At 73.8% G+C, this 18,067-nt stretch carries 20 protein-coding genes and 4 pseudogenes; 9 read left to right on the plus strand and 15 right to left on the minus strand.

What is annotated here, in order from left to right; genetic code table 11:
- Positions 1 to 23: 23 nt before the first annotated feature.
- The 4 genes from U6N30_RS25970 to U6N30_RS25985 are packed head-to-tail and all read right to left on the minus strand — an operon-like array spanning position 24 to position 3,412.
- On the minus strand, positions 24 to 857 hold the full coding sequence (locus tag U6N30_RS25970; RefSeq protein WP_422678145.1) for an MFS transporter: 834 nt from the start codon (positions 855 to 857) through the stop codon (positions 24 to 26).
- On the minus strand, positions 743 to 1,582 hold the full coding sequence (locus U6N30_RS34625; RefSeq protein ID WP_422677981.1) for an MFS transporter: 840 nt from the start codon (positions 1,580 to 1,582) through the stop codon (positions 743 to 745). Before U6N30_RS34625 ends, U6N30_RS25970 begins: the two co-directional genes overlap by 115 nt.
- Complete coding sequence (locus U6N30_RS25980; protein ID WP_324274535.1) at positions 1,579 to 2,715, minus strand: glycosyltransferase; 1,137 nt, start codon at positions 2,713 to 2,715, stop codon at positions 1,579 to 1,581. The genes U6N30_RS34625 and U6N30_RS25980 overlap by 4 nt, the downstream gene beginning before the upstream one ends.
- Positions 2,669 to 3,412, minus strand: coding sequence for a glycosyltransferase (locus U6N30_RS25985; protein WP_324274536.1), 744 nt, complete (start codon positions 3,410 to 3,412; stop codon positions 2,669 to 2,671). The genes U6N30_RS25980 and U6N30_RS25985 overlap by 47 nt, the downstream gene beginning before the upstream one ends.
- Positions 3,413 to 3,501: 89 nt before the next feature.
- Between U6N30_RS25985 and U6N30_RS25990 the strand changes: the two genes are divergently transcribed.
- Entirely contained in the window at positions 3,502 to 4,293 is a 792-nt protein-coding gene (locus tag U6N30_RS25990) for an SDR family oxidoreductase (protein ID WP_324274537.1), read from the plus strand.
- Positions 4,294 to 4,351: 58 nt separating this feature from the next.
- On the opposite strand, the gene U6N30_RS25995 is transcribed toward U6N30_RS25990, so the two are convergent.
- Positions 4,352 to 5,359 (minus strand): UDP-N-acetylmuramate dehydrogenase, encoded by a 1,008-nt coding sequence (locus U6N30_RS25995; protein ID WP_324274538.1) that lies wholly within the window; start codon positions 5,357 to 5,359, stop codon positions 4,352 to 4,354.
- A 34-nt stretch (positions 5,360 to 5,393) separates the two neighbouring features.
- Here U6N30_RS25995 and U6N30_RS26000 point away from each other — a divergent pair, with 34 nt between their 5' ends.
- The 3 genes and pseudogenes from U6N30_RS26000 to U6N30_RS26010 all read left to right on the plus strand — a co-directional run.
- The gene (locus U6N30_RS26000; protein ID WP_324274539.1) at positions 5,394 to 6,257 is read left to right on the plus strand and encodes a class I SAM-dependent methyltransferase; all 864 of its coding nucleotides are present in this window, start codon (positions 5,394 to 5,396) and stop codon (positions 6,255 to 6,257) included.
- Positions 6,258 to 6,440: 183 nt separating this feature from the next.
- Entirely contained in the window at positions 6,441 to 7,079 is a 639-nt protein-coding gene (locus U6N30_RS26005; RefSeq protein ID WP_324274540.1) for a maleylpyruvate isomerase N-terminal domain-containing protein, read from the plus strand.
- Positions 7,080 to 7,192: 113 nt separating this feature from the next.
- Positions 7,193 to 7,732: pseudogene (locus U6N30_RS26010) on the plus strand (spermidine synthase); the annotation flags it as partial.
- Between the two features lie 217 nt (positions 7,733 to 7,949).
- Here U6N30_RS26010 and U6N30_RS34630 read toward each other — a convergent pair.
- A pseudogene (locus tag U6N30_RS34630) lies at positions 7,950 to 8,560 on the minus strand (O-acetyl-ADP-ribose deacetylase).
- Here U6N30_RS34630 and U6N30_RS26020 point away from each other — a divergent pair.
- Entirely contained in the window at positions 8,487 to 8,780 is a 294-nt protein-coding gene (locus U6N30_RS26020) for a PspC domain-containing protein (RefSeq protein ID WP_324274542.1), read from the plus strand. The pseudogene U6N30_RS34630 and the gene U6N30_RS26020 overlap by 74 nt on opposite strands.
- On the opposite strand, the pseudogene U6N30_RS26025 reads toward U6N30_RS26020, so the two are convergent.
- From U6N30_RS26025 to U6N30_RS26070, 9 genes and pseudogenes are all read right to left on the minus strand, one after another.
- Positions 8,731 to 8,994 (minus strand): annotated as a pseudogene (locus U6N30_RS26025) (DUF2516 family protein); the annotation flags it as partial. The gene U6N30_RS26020 and the pseudogene U6N30_RS26025 sit on opposite strands and share 50 nt — an antisense overlap.
- 156 nt (positions 8,995 to 9,150) lie before the next feature.
- On the minus strand, positions 9,151 to 9,945 hold the full coding sequence (locus U6N30_RS26030) for a hypothetical protein (RefSeq protein WP_324274543.1): 795 nt from the start codon (positions 9,943 to 9,945) through the stop codon (positions 9,151 to 9,153).
- Positions 9,942 to 10,472: a helix-turn-helix domain-containing protein gene (locus U6N30_RS26035; RefSeq protein ID WP_324274544.1), complete on the minus strand. Its 531-nt coding sequence runs from the start codon at positions 10,470 to 10,472 to the stop codon at positions 9,942 to 9,944. Before U6N30_RS26035 ends, U6N30_RS26030 begins: the two co-directional genes overlap by 4 nt.
- An 86-nt stretch (positions 10,473 to 10,558) precedes the next feature.
- Positions 10,559 to 10,732 (minus strand): hypothetical protein, encoded by a 174-nt coding sequence (locus U6N30_RS26040; RefSeq protein ID WP_324278617.1) that lies wholly within the window; start codon positions 10,730 to 10,732, stop codon positions 10,559 to 10,561.
- A complete protein-coding gene (locus U6N30_RS26045; protein WP_324274545.1) occupies positions 10,669 to 11,463 on the minus strand; it encodes an asparaginase in 795 nt (264 codons plus the stop codon). Before U6N30_RS26045 ends, U6N30_RS26040 begins: the two co-directional genes overlap by 64 nt.
- Positions 11,464 to 11,540: 77 nt before the next feature.
- Entirely contained in the window at positions 11,541 to 12,101 is a 561-nt protein-coding gene (locus tag U6N30_RS26050) for an RsiG family protein (protein ID WP_324274546.1), read from the minus strand.
- A gap of 73 nt (positions 12,102 to 12,174) precedes the next feature.
- Complete coding sequence (locus U6N30_RS26055) at positions 12,175 to 13,014, minus strand: beta-keto acid cleavage family enzyme (protein ID WP_324274547.1); 840 nt, start codon at positions 13,012 to 13,014, stop codon at positions 12,175 to 12,177.
- A 196-nt stretch (positions 13,015 to 13,210) separates the two neighbouring features.
- A pseudogene (ygfZ, locus tag U6N30_RS26065) lies at positions 13,211 to 14,119 on the minus strand (CAF17-like 4Fe-4S cluster assembly/insertion protein YgfZ); the annotation flags it as partial.
- On the minus strand, positions 14,088 to 14,555 hold the full coding sequence (locus U6N30_RS26070; RefSeq protein ID WP_324274549.1) for a Fur family transcriptional regulator: 468 nt from the start codon (positions 14,553 to 14,555) through the stop codon (positions 14,088 to 14,090). The gene U6N30_RS26070 and the pseudogene ygfZ, both read right to left, overlap by 32 nt.
- A gap of 307 nt (positions 14,556 to 14,862) precedes the next feature.
- Here U6N30_RS26070 and nhaA point away from each other — a divergent pair, with 307 nt between their 5' ends.
- The 4 genes from nhaA (at position 14,863) to U6N30_RS34635 (ending at position 17,999) form a co-directional block, all read left to right on the plus strand.
- Positions 14,863 to 16,137 carry a Na+/H+ antiporter NhaA gene (nhaA, locus tag U6N30_RS26075; RefSeq protein WP_324278472.1) on the plus strand — a complete coding sequence of 425 codons (1,275 nt, stop codon included), beginning with the start codon at positions 14,863 to 14,865 and terminating at the stop codon, positions 16,135 to 16,137.
- Positions 16,138 to 16,466: 329 nt separating this feature from the next.
- Positions 16,467 to 16,691, plus strand: a complete 225-nt coding sequence (locus U6N30_RS26080) for a hypothetical protein (protein WP_324274550.1) — start codon at positions 16,467 to 16,469, stop codon at positions 16,689 to 16,691.
- 109 nt (positions 16,692 to 16,800) lie between these two features.
- Positions 16,801 to 17,178, plus strand: a complete 378-nt coding sequence (locus tag U6N30_RS26085; RefSeq protein WP_324274551.1) for a hypothetical protein — start codon at positions 16,801 to 16,803, stop codon at positions 17,176 to 17,178.
- Positions 17,179 to 17,207: 29 nt separating this feature from the next.
- A complete protein-coding gene (locus tag U6N30_RS34635; protein WP_422677982.1) occupies positions 17,208 to 17,999 on the plus strand; it encodes a hypothetical protein in 792 nt (263 codons plus the stop codon).
- The last annotated feature ends 68 nt before the right edge of the window (positions 18,000 to 18,067 follow it).

The raw sequence follows: 18,067 nt of genomic DNA on the forward strand, positions 1-18,067 counted from the left end.
GTCACTTCGTGACCGGATCCGGCTCAGTCCGTGGGCGACGTCATCCCGCCGCGTCGGCCCGGCAGCCAGCGCAGGACGACGGCCGCCGCGACGAGAGCGGCGACGGCGGTGAACACGGCCGTGACGTGCATCGCCGACACGAAGGCCTCACGGGCCGGGCCGATGACGTCGCCGACGGCCGATGCGGCGTCGGCGTCGTCGGCGCTCTGGACGTCCCGGACCGCCTCCAGGGTGGCGACGATCGACTGGCTTGCCTCGGCGCGGGCGCCGGCCGGCAGCGCGTCGACGGTGCTGCCGAGGTGGGCGGAGTACGAGGCGGCGAGGACCGAGCCGAGGATGGCGACCCCGAGGGCGCCGCCGATCTGGCGCACGGAGTTGTTGACCGCCGCCCCCGCGCCCGCCTTCTCCCGCGGCACGACCGACATGATCGACTCGGTGGCCGGAGCCATGACCGCGCCCATCCCGAGGCCCTGCACGGAGAGGACGACGACCAGCAGCCACGCCGGAGAGGTGAGGTCGAGCAGCTGGATGCCGAGGAAGGACAGCGCGATCAGCAGGAAGCCGGTCGCGCACACCGCCTTGGCCCCGTGCCGCTCGGCCAGCCCGGAGCTGCGCGGCGCCATGAGCGCCATGCCCAGGGCGACGGGGATCAGCGCCGCGCCGCTCTGCAGCGGGCTGTAGTCGCGGACGCCCTGCAGGTAGTAGACGAGGTAGAAGGTCGCGCCGAGCAGGGCGAAGAAGTTCAGCGCCAGTGCGCCGGCCGCGGCGGAGAAGGCCGGGTTGCGGAACAGCGAGACGTCGAGCGCCGGGTGTGCCGAACGCCGCTGCAGCCACACGAACAGGGCCAGGAGAACCACCCCGCCGAGCAGCGGGACGAGCACACCCGGCGTCGTCCATCCGGCCCCAGAGCCGCCGTGGATGATCCCGTAGACGAGGCCGGCCAGGGCGGCGATCGACAGCAGGACGCCGGGCACGTCGAGGCGTCCGGGGACGGGTCCTTCGACTCGGGCACGACGGCGAGCACGCCGACGATGCCGAGCAGTGCGACCGGGACGCCGACGAGGAACACCGAGCCCCACCAGAAGTGCTGCAGGACCGCGCCACCGGCCAGCGGCCCGCCGGCGACAGCGATGCCGGCGGTGCCGGCCCAGATGCCGATGGCCCGGCCGCGCTCCTGCGGCGGGAAGACGTTGGTGAGGACGGCGAGCGTCGTCGGCTGGACGGCGGCCCCGCCGACGCCCATGACCGCGCGCCAGGCGATCAGCTCGATCGGGCTGCTGCTGAAGGCGGCGAAGACCGACCCGACGGCGAAGATCGTGAGTCCGATCAGCAGGACCGTGCGGCGGCCGATCCGGTCGCCGACGACGCCCCACGTGAACAGCAGGCCGGCGAACACCAGGATGTAGCCGTCGATGGCCCACTGGAGCTCGGCCTGGGTGGCGCCCAGGTCCCGCTGCAGCGTGGGCAGGGCGACGTTGAGGATGGTGTTCCCCATGATGACCACGAGGAGGCAGACCGTCATGGTCGCCAGGACCCACCAGCGCCGGGCGTACCCGGGCGACGGCTCCTCCGGAGAACTCAAGACCGGCGGGTGGGGTCCGCGAACGCGGCGAAGGCCTCCAGGTTCCGCAGGGACTCCCCGCGCTTGACGCGCCACTCCCACTCGCGGCGGATCGAGGTGCCGAAGCCGATCTCGAGCATCGCGTTGAAGTGGTCGTCCGCGTAGCTCAGCACCGATCCGAGGATCCGGTCGAGTTCCTCGGACGTGACGGCGGCGTGCGGCAGGCGGCCGGTCAGGTAGACGTCACCGACGCCGTCGATGGAGTAGCTGACGCCGTACATCCGGGCGTTGTGCTGCAGCAGGTAGGTCCAGAGCTGCTCACGGTTCTCGTCGGGCTGGCGGCAGACGAAGGCCTCCACCCGGAGGGCGTGCTCGCCGACGACGAGGCCGCAGACGGTCTTGAGCTTCTTGGTGCCGGGCAGATCGACCAGCCACGTCCCGGGCGCCGGGTGCTCGTGGACCAGGTCGCTCTCGCGCAGGGTCTGCTCGATGACGGCGTCGAGCTCGGCGATGCTCTGCTGCGTCATCGGGCCACCTGCACCCCGGGCAGCGCCCGGAGTGGTCCGACGGCGGGCCGCACCCGCTGCGGCGCCCGCCCCATCTCCTCTGCGGCGGCGGCGTAGGCCTCGATCAGGGCGTCGGCCGTCCGGTCCCACGAGAACAACCCGGCATGCCTGCGCGCACCGGCCGACAGCAGCTCGTGGCGGGCGAGGACGGCCCGGACGGCGGAGGCGTAGTCCCGGGGTCGTGCCCGTCGACCAGCACACCGGAGACGCCGTCCCGGACGGCGGTGCGCAGCCCGCCGACGGCGGCGGCCACGACGGGGTCCCGCAGGCCTGCGCCTCGAGCGCGACGAGGCCGAACGACTCGTTGTGGCTCGGGACCACGGTGACGTCGGCGGCCCGGTAGTGCTCGGCGAGGCGGTCGGGCGGCTGCGGGAGGAAGAAGGTGACGACGTCGGCGATGCCGAGGGCTGCGACCAGCTTGTGCAGCTGCTCGGGGGCCTCCAGGCCGGAGCCGCTGGGGGCGCCGACCACGTGGACCCGGAGCCGGCTGCGGAGCGACGGCTCGTCGGCGAGCAGGCGGGCGGCCGCGTGCAGGAGGACGTCAGGAGCCTTGAGCGGCTGGATGCGTCCGACGAAGAGGAGCACCACGGCGTCCGCGGGGCGCCCACCGCCCGGCGGGCCGAGGTCCGGTCACCCGGGGAGAAGCGCTCGAGGTCGACGCCCGGGGGACGACGAGGGTCCGGGCCGGGTCGGCGCCGTACAGGCGGACCAGTTGCCGGGCCTCCTCCTCGGTGTTGGCGATCAGCCGGTCGGCCTCGGCGACCACCTGCTCCTCGCCGATCACGCGGGCGCGCGGCTCGGGGCGGTCACCGTCGGCCAGCGCCTCGTTCTTCACCTTCGCGAGCGTGTGCGCGGTGTGGATCAGCGGCACGCTCCAGCGGTCGCGGGCGAGCCAGCCGACCTGGCCCGAGAGCCAGTAGTGGGAGTGGACGACGTCGTAGTAGCCCGGCTCGTGCTGGGCCTCCTCGCGCAGGACGGCAGCGGTGAAGGCGCAGAGCTGCCCGGGGAGCTCCTCCTTGCCCAGGCCCTCGAACGGGCCGGCGCTGACGTGACGGACGGTCACGCCCGGGCTCATCTCGACCACGGGCGGGAGGTCGCTCGACGTCGCGCGGGTGAAGATGTCCACCTCGATGCCCCGGGCGGCCAGCCGTCGGGACGCCTCGACGATGTAGACGTTCATGCCGCCCGCGTCGCCGGCGCCCGGCTGGTCGAGCGGGCTCGTGTGGACCGACAGGGTGGCCACGCGCCGGGGCATGGTGGAGCGTGGGAAGCGGCGAGCGGGCACGGACGTTCCTCCCCGCTCTCGGTCCCTCGCGGAGGCTCCGGGCGCCCCCTGTCGACTGTTCATCCTGCAACAGCGTCAGGATGGTGTTCATGCCCGGTACCGAGTCGTCCCACTCCGCCGATGTCCGCTCCGCCCCTCGCCTGCGCGGGTCCGGCCGGACCGCCGTCGTCACGGGAGCGTCGAGCGGGATCGGCGCGGCCACCGCGTCCCGGCTCGCCGCAGAAGGCTTCGACGTGGTCCTGGGAGCTCGCCGACTGGACCGGCTCGAGCCGCTCGCCGCGTCGATCGGCGGGCGCGCACGGGCGCTGGACGTGACCGATCCCTCGTCGGTCGAGGCCTTCGCGGGGGCGCTGGACCGCGTGGACGTGCTGGTGAACAACGCCGGCGGCGCGTTCGACGCCAACCCGGTGGCCGAGGCCGACCTGGACTCCTGGGCGCGGACGTACGAGGTGAACGTGCTCGGGACCGTTCGGCTGACCAAGGCGCTGCTGCCGGCGCTGCGCGCCTCGGGGGCCGGCGACGTCGTGTTCGTGAGCTCGACGGCGGCGCTCGTCTCCTACGAGGGCGGGGCGTCGTACACGGCGGCGAAGCACGGGGTGCACACCCTGGCCGAGACGCTGCGGCTGGAGCTGAACGGAGAGCCGGTCCGGGTGCTGGAGATCGCGCCGGGGATGGTGCGCACGGAGGAGTTCTCGCTGAACCGGCTGGGGTCGACGGACCAGGCGGCCGCCGTCTACCGCGGGGTGCGCGAACCGTTGGTGGCCGACGACGTCGCCGACTGCATCACCTGGGCGGTCACCCGGCCGCACCACGTGAACATCGACCTGATGGTCGTGCGGCCGCTGGCCCAGGCCGCCGCCCACAAGGTCGCTCGGGAGTAGAAGAACCCTCTCCTCCCCACCCCTCGCACGCTCGGGGCGGTACCCGGGAGGGGCCGAGCTACGGGCGGACGGCGGTGGGTTCGCGCTCGAGGGTGACGCCGAACTGCTCGCGCGCGGTGGCGACGATCCGGTCGGCGAACGCGAGCAGCTCCGCGGCCGTGGCGCCGTCCTCGGTGGTGAGGGCGAGGCTGTGCCGCGAGGACGTACCCACGTTGCCGTCGCGGGTCCCCCGGCCGAAGCCGGCGTGCTGGACGAGCCAGGCGGCGCTGAGCTTGACCAGGCCGTCGCCGGCCGGCCAGTTCGGGCAGCCGTCCACGGCGCGGTCGGCGGCGACGATGGGATTGGTGAAGAACGACCCGGCGCTGCGGCTGTCGGGGTCGGCCGGGTCCCAGACCATCCCCTTCCCGCGGCGCAGCTCCAGGACCACCCGGCGGACGTCCGACAGCGGAGCCGTCGCCCCGATCTCCACGCCGAGCGTGCGGGCGAGCTCGGCGTAGGTGACCGGCCGGGACTCGGCACCCGGATGCAGCTCGAAGGTCACCTCGAGCACGACGAAGCGACCGGGCTCCCGCTTGAGCCGGCTGTCGCGGTAGGCGAAGCCGCAGTCGGCGGGCGCGAGCGTCCGTTCGGACTTCTCCGCGCGGTCCCAGACACGGACGGCGGTGATCGTCTGCGCGACCTCCTGGCCGTACGCGCCGACGTTCTGGATGGGCGTGGCGCCGGTCGAGCCTGGGATCCCGGACAGCGCCTCGGCGCCGGCCAGCTGGTTCTCGACGGTGAAGGCGACCAGCTCGTCCCAGTCGTGCCCGGCCTGGACGGTCAGCGCGCTCCCCGAGCGTTCGATGCCCTGGGAGCGGACCAGGACGACGTCTCCGGGCCATCCCTCGTCGGGCGCGACGACGTTCGAGCCGCCACCGAGCACGAGCATCGGCCGGCCGGCCTCGTCCGCCTCCTGGACCGCCGCGACCAGTTCGGCGGACGTACCGACCTCGACGAGTCGATCGATCGGACCGCCGACGGCGAGGGTGGTGAGGTCCGAGAGCCGGGCGTCGCGTCGAACCTGCACGACACCACGCTAGCCGGGACTACCCTCCGGACCGGTGAGCGAGGCAGGGAGCGATCACAAGCGGCGGGCATCGCTGTCCCCGTCGCCGCGGCGCAAGGCGCCCCGGTTGGCTGCCGGTCGAGCTCGTGCACTCGGCCTGCCGACCCGCGGCACCACCAACGCCAACCGCCTGCGCAGAGTGGACCGTTGGCTGCTCGCCACCCAGTTGCCCCGGATCCGCGACTCCGCCCGGCCGCTGGTGGTCGACCTCGGATACGGCTCGTCCGCGGTCACCACGTTGGAGCTGGTCGACCGGCTGAGCCCCGAGGTGGATCGGCTGGAGGTCGTGGGCCTGGAGATCGACCCGGCACGCGTCGCCGCCGTGGCGGCCGACCGGGACCCACCGCGCGTGGACTTCCGGGTCGGCGGCTTCGAGCTCGCCGGATTGCAGCCGGTGCTCGTGCGGGCGTTCAACGTTCTCCGGCAGTACGACGAGGAGTCCGCGGCGCGCGCCTGGACGACCATGTGCGGCGCGCTCGGGCCCGGTGGCCTGCTGGTCGAGGGGACCTGCGACGAGTGGGGACGGCGCTCGGCATGGGTGGCGCTGGACGCCGACGGCCCGCTCACGTTCACGCTCTCCACCCGAGTCGCCGACATCTCGACGCCGTCGGATCTGGCCGAACGACTGCCGAAGGCTCTGATCCACCACAACGTCCCCGGCCAGCCGGTGCACGAATTCCTCCGGGCCTTCGATGCGACGTGGGCCGCAGCCGCAGGGCTGACGACCTTCGGTCCGCGCCAGCGCTGGGTGGCTGCGGTGGAGGCTCTGGCGGCGCAGGGCTGGCCGATGGTCGGGTCGTCACGGCGTTGGCGGCACGGCGAGGTCACGGTGCGATGGTCGGCGGTGGCCCCGAACTGAGGCGGCCGCCCGTCCGTGGGCTGGTCGAGGCGTCGGGCACGATGACGGCATGACCGGGCTCGGTGGCGACGCGCTGCGGCTGCGATGCATCGAGGCCGTCGTCGAGGAGGGAAGCGGGTCGGGGTCCTGGCACACGACCTCGCCGCCGGGCTGACCCCGGCGCGCGGCGGTCTGGACGTCCCCGTGCCGTGGATCCCCGCGTGGACGGCGGCCGACCTGATCGGCCACCTCGGCACCGTGCACCGCTGGGCGACCGCGATCCTGCAGGCCGGGCACACCGAACGCCCGTCGCCGGACGCGGCCACGCCGCCACCGGCGGAGGGACTCCTCGAGTGGTACGCCGCCGGCCTGACCGCCCTCGTGACGACGCTGCGCAGCACACCGCCGGACGCCCCCGCCTGGCACATGAGCCCGGCCGCGGAGAAGGTCGCCGCCGCCTGGGCGAGGCGGCAGGCGCACGAACTGCTCGTCCACCGCTGCGACCTCGAGGCGGCCGCCGGCGTCGCGCACGCGACCGTCGACACCGCGCTGGCGGAGGACGGCGTCGACGAGCTGCTCACCGTCGTCGTCCCCCGGTGGGCGCACACCGAGCCGCTGTCGACCGCGGAGGCGTCGGTCGCCGTCACCGGCTCCGACACCGGTCGCACCTGGTCGGTCCGCGTCCTCCGCGGCGTCATCACCGTCGAGCCCGACCTGACCGGCGCCGAGGACGCCCACCTCCGAGCCCCCGTACACGCGCTGCTGCTGCATCTCTGGGGCCGCCCCGCGAACGTCTCCTTGGACGGCGATCCGGCCGCCGCAGCGCTCCTCCGCGGCCGATGAGGACACCCGAGCGCCGGATGCCCGCGCCGCCGATGCGCACGCCACCCGGGCCGACCGCTGTCGCAGGCGGCACTGCCGAGCTCCTCGCCGACGCCGACCGCGACGGCTCCTGGATGCTGCTGGTGGACGGCACCCCCAGTCCCACGTCGACCTCGACGACCCGATGCACCTCGAGTTCGAGTACGTCCGCCGGATGGGCCACGTCCTCGACCTCGCGGCGGAACCTGGAACACCGCTCGACGTCGTCCACCTCGGGGGCGGCGCACTCACCCTCCCCGATACGTCGCGGTCACCCGCCCGGGCTCACGCCAGCGGGTCGTCGAGGTGGACCAGCCGCTCACCGACCTCGTCCGCGAGCACCTGCCGCTCCCCGCGGCGCCCGCATCCGGGTCCGCGCGGACGACGCCCGCGTCGGTCTCGCCGCCTTGCACACCGCCAGCACCGACGTCGTCATCTGCGACGTCTTCGCCGGCGCGCGCACCCCCGCCCACCTCACCAGCGCCGAGTTCGCCGCCGAGGCCTCCCGGGTCCTGCGCCCGGGAGGCATCCACGTCGCCAACGTGGCCGACGGTCCGCCGCTCGCGTTCGCGCGCGCCCAGGTCGCCACGCTGCGCTCCGTCTTCCGGAACGTCTGCCTCCTCGCCGAGCCGGGCATCCTGCGCGGCCGACGGTTCGGCAACCTCGTGGCGGTCGCCTCCGACGCCGAACTACCGATCGCGGACTACGCCCGCCGCTGCGCCCGCGACCCCATGCCGTCCCGCGTCGTCCACGACGACGACCTGCACCGGTTCGCCGGCAGCGCGCGCCCGGTGCTCGACGCGGCCGCCGTCGCCTCCCCGAGCCTCCCGACGGAGTCTTCGGCCGCTGACGTCAGCCGGCCAGCGCGGCCTCGAAGGCCGCCAGGGCCTCGTCCCCGAACAGGACGAAGCACACCTCCTGCACGTGCTCGACCACCGCCGACCGCACCCCCGCGACCGCCTGCCGCGCCGCGTCGTCCGTCGGCCATCCGTAGATCCCCGCGGAGATCGCCGGGAACGCGACCGTCCGCGCACCCAGCCCGTCGGCCACCCGGAGGCTCTCCACGTAGCAGGACCGGAGGACCGCCGAGTGGTCCCGGGTCGCGGACCAGATCGGGCCCGCCGTGTGCACGACCCACCGGGCCGGCAACCGGCCGGCCGTCGTCGCCACCGCCTGACCACGGGGCAACCGACCGCCGGGCAGCCGGGCGGCGATCGCGCGGCACTCGGCGAGGATCGACGGCCCCCGGCCGCGTGGATGGCGCCGTCCACTCCGCCCCCGCCGAGCAGCCCGGGATTGGCCGCGTTGACGATCACATCCACATCGACACGGGTGATGTCACCGCGCACCGCCCGCAGATCCATGGGCACGACCGTAGGGTCTCCTGGCATGACCGCGCCGACCCCGTACGCCCTCCGCAGGGACAGCCGCAACAAGGTGATCGGCGGCGTGTGCGCCGGCATCGCCCGCCGCTACGGACTCTCCCGCAACGGCCTCCGCCTGGCGTTCGTGCTGTCCGCGTGCTCCCCGGCCCGCAGTTCATCGCCTACCTGCTGCTGTGGCTGTTCATCCCCGCCGACTGACGGACGGACGCGCTCAGGAGGAGCGGATCACCAGGTGTTCCCCGCGGCAGTCCGCGCACGGCCGGGCGGACGTCGACGAGGTAGACGATCGCAGCGATGACGGCCGGCAGACCGAACAGCGTCATCGGATTCTGCAACCAGAAGATGACCAGCGCCGACACACCGGTGATCGCGGCCCAGGCGGGCTTCGTCAGCTTGCCGGTCGCCACGAAGCCGGCCGCGGGGCGGATCAGCGCATCGACGAACGCCCACAGAGTGAGGCCTTGCGCGCCCAGGTAGAGCACGAGCAGGAGCAGCCCCTGGACCATCACCATGCCGGTGAGCGTACCCGCCGGAAGCCCGGTATCCCGCCACGAGCGGCGGCCGGGTCACCCCGAAGGGCTCCAGCCTCGACTCGGCCCGGACGCGACAGGGCCCCGGAGCGCGGTCGCAGCTCCGGGGCCCTGGTCGGTGGTCCGACGTCGGGGACGTCAGCTCTTCTTGGCGGGCACCGCGGTCGGGTCGGCCGGCTTGGCGGTGCGGGCACGGGTCACGCGCGCCGAGGTCCCCTTGGCGGGGGCCTTGCGGGCCGCGGGGGTGCTCTTCTTGGCCGGGGCGGCCTTCACGGTCGTGGACTTGGCCGTGACCGGCTCGGCACCCGAGCCGGGGGCCTCGACGGCCTTCTCGGCGCTCGCCTTGGTGCTCTCGGCGGCGTCCTCGACCTTGTCCTCGGCCTTGGTGGCCACCTTGGTCGCCTTGGCGGCAGTCTTCTGCGCCACCGAGGTCACCTCGTTGGAGGCCTCGACCACGGCCTCGGCGGTGTCCTCGAGGACGTCCTCGAGGGCGTCCTCGACGGTGTCGACGGCGCGCTCGGCCCGACGGACGACGCGACGGAAGCCGGGCTGCTGACGCAGTTCCTCGACGACCTCGGCGCCCCGCTCGGCCAGGCTCTCGACGGTGGCGAGGGCCTGGGTGCGGGCGGTCTCGACCAGGCCGGCGACGGTGCTGCGCAGCGCCTCCGGGCGGGTGGCGACGGCGAGCTGCTGAGCGGTGGTGCGGGCGTTGCCGGCAGCCTCGGTGGCCCGGGTGCGGGCCTCCTTGACGGCCAGGTCGGCCTGGACCTGCGCCTCGCCCGGCAGGGCTTCCGCCTTCGAGCGGAACTGGTCGAGCACGGTCTTGGCGCGCTCGACGGCCAGGTCACCGGCGCCGATGGCGGCCAGGACGGCGGGCTTGGCGGCGGTCACGGCGAACTCGCCGTACTGCTTCACGGTCTGCTGGGTGGTCATGCTGACTCCTTGGAGGTTCGGGTCACTGCTGCGGGCTGGGAAGAGGTCTGGGGTGCCGGGGTCTGGACTGCGGCCCGGTGCTCGCGCACGTACGTCTCGTACAGCTCGAGCAGAACCGCCTTGTGCCGCTCGGACAGCGCCTCGTCCGACCGGATCGCCGCCACCGTGTCCGGGCTGCCGGAGCGTCGGTCCAGGATCCCGGCCTGCTCGTAGAGCGTCTCGGCCGAGATCTTCAGGCCCCGGGCGATCGACGCGAGGATCTCCGCTGACGGCTTGCGGAGCCCCCGCTCCACCTGGGACAGGTACGGGTTGCTGACCCCCGCGGTGCGAGCCAGCTCGCGCAGCGACACCCGGGCAGCACTGCGCTGCTCACGGATGAAGTCGCCCACCTGCGAGCTGACGGCAGCGACGCTGGGCGCCTCGCCGACCGACCCCGCGACCGAGTCCGCCACGCTGCCGGCCACCCGGTCCACTCTTGAGCGGACCGTGGTCACCTGCTCACGGACGAAGTCACCGGGCTTCTGCACAGCTACGACCCTAGGCCGGGGTGCTAGCTGTTGCAAGCGGAGCTGCTAGCAGACGGGCGTGAAGCCAGTCACAGTGAACCGGCAGGTCAGGACAGGATGCCGGCTGCGGGACGCACCTCGCCGACGACGCCGTCCCCACCGGAGACAGGTGTCAGCAACCACCGGGCGAGCACGTCGTCGGGCAGCCCCAGCCGCTTCAGCCCGGCCGCCAGAGCAGGCGTGCGACCACGGTCGCCGCCGTCGTCGAGCTTGAACGCCACCGCCCCCAGCCCGGAAGGGCGGCGACGTGGACACCGTCGGCCCCGCCCTTGACCAGCAGACCGGGGAGCGCCTGCATCAGCTCGGTGTCCTCCCGGCCGGTGCCGGCCACGAACCAGGGCTCCGCCCGCATGGCATCGGCCACGGCCAGCTCGCGCGACCCGGATCCGGCCTGCACGAGGGACAGGACACCGCGGGCCAGGCCGGTCACCGACAGGGCGTGCTGCGGAGCTCCGCACCCGTCGACGACGACGGCGGCGACCGGCTCGCCCGCCGCCTCCGCGAGCCGTGCCTCGATCGCCTGTTGCAGCGGGTGTTCCCGCTCCAGGTATCCCGACGTCGGCCAGCCCGCCGCCACGCACGCCGACAGCATGGCCGCGTGCTTGCCCGAGCAGTTCATCGCCAGCCGTTCCGGCGTGCGCCCGGTTGCGAGCCAGTCCGCCTTCGTCGCCTCGTGCTGCGGCAGGGCGGGCGGGCAACCCAGGTCGTCGGGGCCCAGCCCGACGGCGGCCAGCATGGCCGCGGCCGTGTCGCGGTGGCCGTCCTCGCCGTTGTGCGAGCCGGCCCCGATCGCCAGCTCCCGCGCGGACCGAGGGGTCCAGCCCGCCGCCAGCAGCGCCGTCGCCTGCACCGGCTTGTTCGACGAACGTGGCAGGGTCGGCCGATCGACCGCACCGGCGGCGACGATCACCTCACCGGCGGCGTCCAGGACGACGAACGACCCGCGGTGCACAGACTCGAGGAACCCCGACCGCCGGACCTCGACGAGAACCGGGTTGACCGGCCACGGCGCGAGGTCCGGCTGACCGTTCAGTGGCGCCCCTCGTCGGCGAGCAGGGCGGCGACGTCGGCCTCGCCGTCGCGGTACCGGCGGCCCAGCTCGGCGGCCAGACCGTCCATGACCTGCTGGACGCCGCGACGGCGCTCGGAGAGGTCGACCTCCGCCTCGGCCAGGGCGCGGGCGGCCTTCTCCAGCTTGGCGTCGGTGAGGGTCGCGATCGCGGACACGTCGATGCCCGGGGTCAGCGAGTTCACCCAGGACTCGTAGTCCTCCGGCGCCTGCGGCTGCACGGTCTGGTGCCGGCCGAGCCCGTGCGCGGGGCCGCGCCCCTTCTCCGCGAGGATCTCGGGCAGCAGGTCCACCAGCGAGCGGCCGTCGTGCTCGGCGCGCCGCTGCACCTCGCGACGGACGATGTCCAACCGCCCCTGCAGCAGGCGCCGCGTGTAGGAGAGGTTGACCTCCTGCTGCTCGGCGTCGCGCCGGAGGCGCCGGACCTCCGCCATCGGCTGCGTCGTCGCGGTCTCCAGGAACGCGGGCTCGAGGAGCCCGTCGACGGCCGCGCCCCCGGCGCGTGCGGGCTTCGGACTCACGACGTCTCCTCGCTGGCGCTCGTCGCCGGCGTTCGCCGGACTGCTCTGCTGACCGGTGAACTCGCGAGCTCGTTCACAAGACTGCCTCCATCGGCTTGATCCCCAACAGGCTTCGGGCGTCGTCGGTGCTCATCGGCGGGCGCTGGGCGATGCGGGCCAGACCCGCCGCGCGGGCGACCAACTGGGTGTTGTCGCGGACCGGCTCGCCGGGAGCGTAGGTCAGCGTGTCCTCCATGCCCACCCGGAGGTGCCCACCCGCCGACAGGGCGGCCAGCATCACCGGCAGCGACGTCCGGCCGACGCCGGTCGCGGCGAAGGTGGCCCCGGGCGGCAGGAGCGGCAGGCAGGCGGTGAGCGCCTGCGCCGTCCCGGGCATGCCGCCGGGGACGCCCATCACCAGGTCGACGTGGACATGCCCACCGTGCGGCAGGCCGTGCCGGTCGAGCAGCCGTTCCAGGGTCGCGAGCTGACCGAGGTCGAACACCTCGTACTCGGGCACGATGCCGCGCTCCTGCATCCGGGTGTGCAGCTCGACGATCAGGTCCCAGGGGTTGGCGAAGACGTCGCGGCCGAAGTTGACCGTGCCCAGGGTCAGCGACGCGGCGTCCGGCCCGGCATCGAGGACGGCGAGGCGGGCGTCGAACGGATCGGTGACCGCCCCGCCGGTGGACAGCTGCACGACCAGGTCGGTGTGCTCCCGCACCCCCGCGACGACCTCGCGCACCCGGCCGAGGTCGAGGGTGGGGCGGGTGTCGGTGTCGCGGACGTGCAGGTGGATGACGGCGGCGCCGACCGCCTGGCAGTCCCGGGCGGCCGCGACCACCTCCTCGACCGTCACCGGCAGCGCCGGGACGTCGGCCTTCGCCGACTCGGCGCCCGTCGGGGCGACCGTGATGAGCGTGCTGGAGGTCACCGGCCGATCGTCGCAGATCGGACCGCACGGATGCGTTCGCGAGCCGCGGCCAGGGTGTCGTCGGTGCCGGCGGGGCGTCCCCGGGGTCGATGGCGGCGGTCGAACCGGCGACCGTCAGGACGGCGTCCATGGCCACCGACTGCTTCACCAGGGCCAGCGCGATCACGCCGAGCTCGAAGTGGCGGACGACGCTGCCCACCCGGCCGACCTCGCGGGTGCCGGCGAGCACCGGGGTGCCCGGCTCGGCCAGCACCTCGCTGACGCCGTCCAGGTGCAGCAGGACCTGCCGCCGTGGCGGGCGCCCGAGGTTGTGCACGCGGGCCACCGTCTCCTGCCCCCGGTAGCAGCCCTTGTCCAGGTGGACGGCGGTCCGCAGCCACGGCAGCTCGTTCGGGATGGTGCGGTGGTCGCTGTCGACGCCGAACCGGGGACGGCGCGCCTCGACCCGGAGCGCCTCGTAGGCCTGGGCGCCGGCCAACGGTGCGCCCAGCCGGTCCACCACGGCCCCGACGTCCGCGCGCGGGACGACGAGGTCGAACACCGGGGCGCCGTCGCCGACGGGTGGCATCCGGCGGACGAAGGCCCCGTCCAGCGCGCGCACGTCGTACGGCGCTGCCGGTACCGGCAATCCTGCGGCGGTGAGCACGTCGGAACTGTCCGGGCCCACGAGGGAGAGGACGGCCCAGCGCTCGGTCCGCAGCTCGGGCTCGACGCGGAGCATGAACCGCATCTTCTGCAGGTAGGCCAGCAGCGCCTCCCCGGTGCCGGGCTCCACGTCGATCCAGGTCACCGCACCCAGCTCGGCGATCACCAGGTGGTGCTCGACGTGGCCGTTCGGCGAGAGCACGAGCGCCTCGCTGCCGGCGCCGTCGGCCAGCCGGTCGAGGTGCTGGCTGGTGATGCTGTGCAGCCAGGTGAGCCGGTCCGTGCCCGGGACGGCCAGGACCTCACGGTCCCCCGGTCGACCAGTCCGGCCCCCTCGGCCAGCAGCCGCTGCTCGCGCAGGGGTCGCCGTAGTGGGCGGCGATCGCGCCCCTTCGACGACGACGGCTCCGGGGCGGGCGAGCAGGGGTTCACGGTGTCTCCGATCGTTGCTGGCACGCACGGCACGTCCCGGACAGGGCGACGTGCCCCACGTCCACGGTGAAACCCAGTTCGGCCGCCAGACGTTCCGCGGCGCCGTCGAGGAGGTCCGGCGAGGCGGAGGCGATCTCGCCGCAGGACTGGCAGACCACGTGCAGGTGGGGTTGCTCGGCCGCGTGGTAGACCGGCGCCCCCTTGCCCAGGTGGGTGTGCCACACCAGGCCGAGCCGCTCGAGCAGCTCGAGGTTGCGGTAGACGGTGGAGGTGTCCGGCGCGGAGCCGGCCGGACCGGCCTCCTCGCGCAGGCGCGCGCCGATCGCCTCCGGCGTCGCGTGCTCCAGTGCGGTGACGGCCGCGAGCACCCGCTGGCGCTGGGCGGTCAGCCGCAGCCCCTGGGCCCGCAGCCGCTCGGCGAGCGGAGCGGGGCCCGGTGCCTCGACGTCGTGCCCCTGTTCCACGCGGCGAGCCTAGGCCGCAGCGGCCCGGTAACCTCACCAGCGGTGCGCCGGGAAGTCTGGTCGGCAGCGTCCCACCCGACCCCGTCGAACCCCGTACGCCTGGAGCCGCCCCCGTGAGCACCCCGTCGACCAGTCTCTTCGGCCGCGGTTCCTGGACCGAGGCGCAGCGCATCACCTCGGTGTTGCGCAGGGAGACGGTCGGGGGCGCCCTGCTGCTCGTCGGCGCCGCGATCGCGCTCATCTGGGCCAACTCCCCTGGGGCGAGGCCTACGCCACCCTGCGCGACACCAGGGTCGGTCCCGCCTCGCTGCACCTGGACCTCTCGCTCGGCACCTGGGCCGCCGACGGCCTGCTCGCCATCTTCTTCTTCGTCGCCGGTCTCGAGCTCAAGCGGGAATTCGTCGCCGGCGACCTCCGCGAGCCCCGCCGTGCGGCGCTGCCGATCGCCGCAGCCGTCGGTGGGATGGCCGTGCCCGCCCTGTTCTTCGTGCTGTTCAACCTGGGCGGCCCCGAGGGCGCGCTGCGCGGCTGGGCGATCCCGTCCGCGACCGACATCGCGTTCGCCCTCGCCGTGCTCGCGGTGATCAGCACCCACCTGCCGAGCGCGCTGCGCACCTTCCTGCTCACCCTCGCCGTGGTCGACGACCTGCTGGCGATCGTCGTCATCGCGATCTTCTACACCGAGGAGCTCTCGCTCGCGTTCCTGGGGCTCACCCTCGTGCCGCTCGTGCTCTTCGGCTTCCTGGTGCAGAAGCGGATCCGTTCCTGGTGGCTGCTCCTACCGCTCGCCGCGCTCACGTGGGTCTTCATGCACGAGTCGGGGATCCACGCCACGGTCGCCGGCGTGCTGCTCGCCTTCACGGTGCCCGTCGTCCGCAGCGACGCGGCCGGCGGCCCCGACGCCGGACCGGGGCTGGCCGAGCACTTCGAGCACCGCATCCGCCCGCTGTCGGCCGGGGTCGCCGTCCCGGTCTTCGCCTTCTTCTCCGCCGGCGTCGCGATCGGCGGGGTCTCGGGCCTCGGCGAGTCCCTGGGCGACAGCATCGCGATCGGCATCATGGTCGGCCTGGTCGCGGGCAAGGCGATCGGCATCACCGGCGCCACCTGGCTGGTGTCCCGGTTCACCCGCGCCCAGCTCGACGAGAACCTGGGCTGGTCCGACGTGACCGGGCTCGCCCTCCTGGGCGGCATGGGCTTCACCGTCTCGCTGCTCATCACCGAGCTCGCCTACGGCGCCGAGAGCGAGAGCTACGACCACGCCAAGGTCGGCATCCTCGGCGGGACGGTCATCGCCGCCCTGCTCGCGGCGGTCATCCTCCGGCTGCGGAACCGCCGCTACAAGCAGATGTACGCGGCCGAGAGCAGCGACGTCGACCAGGACGGCATCCCGGACGCCTGGGACACCGTCGACGACCGCGCCGGGCACGACCCGGGCCGGACCTTCGGCGAGACCCGCCTGGGCGACGCGGACGACGCTCCTCCGCCCGCCTACGAGACCGTGGACGACGACGCCGAGCACGACCCCGACTGGAAGGACACCCGTCCACCGGGCCGGACGGTGGGACCGTCCGCCGACGGCTGACGATCCTCTGCGTATTCGTCGTTGCCGACCCTCCGGAATCGACGTACTTTCGTCGTACACGAGAGAGGAGGTGGTCCGTAACTTTGCATAGCTACAGGACTCGTGAGGTGGCTGTCCGCTAGCCGCCGTCCAGATGGGCCGCCCGTTCAGACTCGCGTCTGAGCGACGGCAGATCGCCCGTCCGTCGAACGGCGGCGAGCGAGAACCGGACAGTCACCCGACCCCCGGGCCGCCGACATTTGTCCAGTCGGCCCGCGTGCAGCTCCCTCTACGGAGGGCGGCGCCGCGGAGCAGCCCGGGGTTGTCCGTTCCCTGGGTAGGTTTGTCGCGTGCATCTCGGCGGACTCCCGGTCGAGGTCGACGTCTCCCTCGGCGTCTGGATCTCCTCGGCGCGCCGTCGCGGGAGCACGGCACGGTCGGTGCCCTGGTGCCGGCGGTCTTCGAGGCCTACGCCCGGGTCCTCCACCCGGCCGTCCGCTACGACGGGGACGACGACGTCGAGGTCTCCTGGGCCGAGGTCGCCGCGCACAACGGCACCGTCGCCCACCCGCTGATGCAGTGGGACGTCCTCACGCGCGGCCCCGTCGACAGCCAGCCCCCGGTGTGGGACGACGGCGCCAGCGAGGACATCTCCCGGTCACGGTCGCAGCGCGCCTCGCCGCAGTGCTCGCCCGCCACACGACGACGCCGTCGGACTGCCTGTTCGGACGCTGGGACGGCTTCGGCTACGACCTGGCCTCACCCGACGTCCCGCCCCGGCTGCTGCTGCGCGGGAACCACGACGTGGTGCTGGTGCGCGGCACGGTCGTCGATGCCGTCCGCAACCTGGCGCCGGAGCCGTACGAGCAGAGCGCCAACCTGTGGTGGCCGGCCGACCGGGCCTGGTGCGTGGACACCGACATCGACCTGCGCTGCTCCTACGTCGGGGGCAGCGCCGCCTGCATCGCCGAGATCCTCACCACCGATGGCATCGAGGCCGTGCCGGCCACCCCCGCCGATCGCGTCACGTTCGACGGCGACACGGTGAACGCCGCCCGCTGATCAGTGCGTCTGCGGCATGATCGCGCGCCATGCGCCTCGCCACCGCCCGCGTCGTCGCCGCGTTCTCCGCCGTGACCTGGCTCTTCCTCCCGGGGTTCGGCCTGACCGACCTCTCGGTCACCTGGGACGAGGACTGGGCGGTGGTCCTCGAGGCCAGCTGGGGCACGTTCATGACGGTCCTGGTCGGTGGCTCGTTCCTGGCCGTCGTCGCCACGCCGCGCCGCCCGGCGCCCGCGCTGGTGACGCTCGGGGTGAGCCTGCTGACCTGGCTGGTCGCGGTGGCAGTCGGCCTGGAGCCCCCACTCCTCTTCTTCATCGCGATCCTCACCGCCGAGCTCGCGCTGCTCACCTGGCTGCTCGCCGGGGTGCCCGGCCGTGAGTCGCTGCTCCCGGGTGGCGCGGAGGTGCGCTGGCCGCTGCTCGTCGTCGCGGCCACCGGAGCGGTCCCGTGGCTCTGGCACGCCGAACGGATGTTCCGCGCGAGCCGCCGGAACGCCGGGGAGACCATCAACGAGCTGACCATGAACGTCGACCACTACACGGTGCAGGGCGCGTGGGCGCTCGCCCTGCCGACCCTGGCGCTGCTCGCCGCCTGCTGGCCGCGCGGGCGGCGCCACCTGGGCCTCGGCGTGGGGCTCAGCGCCGGCTACGTCGGCCTGGTCTCCTCCGCCTTCCCCGGCACGTGGGGTGGCTTCTCGCCGTCCTGGTCGGTGGCGTGCATGGCGTGGGCCGCAGCCGTCACCCTGCTCGCCCTCGTCCCGTCGCGATCAGAGCCGGGCCAGCTCCGCGGCCAGGTCGTCGAGGCCCAGCGAGCCCTGTGACAGCGCGGCCATGTGCCAGGCCTTGAGGTCGAACGCGTCCCCCGGTTGGCCTGCGCCGCCGCCCGGCC

It is taken from the genome of Blastococcus brunescens, from assembly GCF_035320885.1.
Classification (GTDB): Bacteria; Actinomycetota; Actinomycetes; order Mycobacteriales; family Geodermatophilaceae; genus Blastococcus_B; species Blastococcus_B brunescens.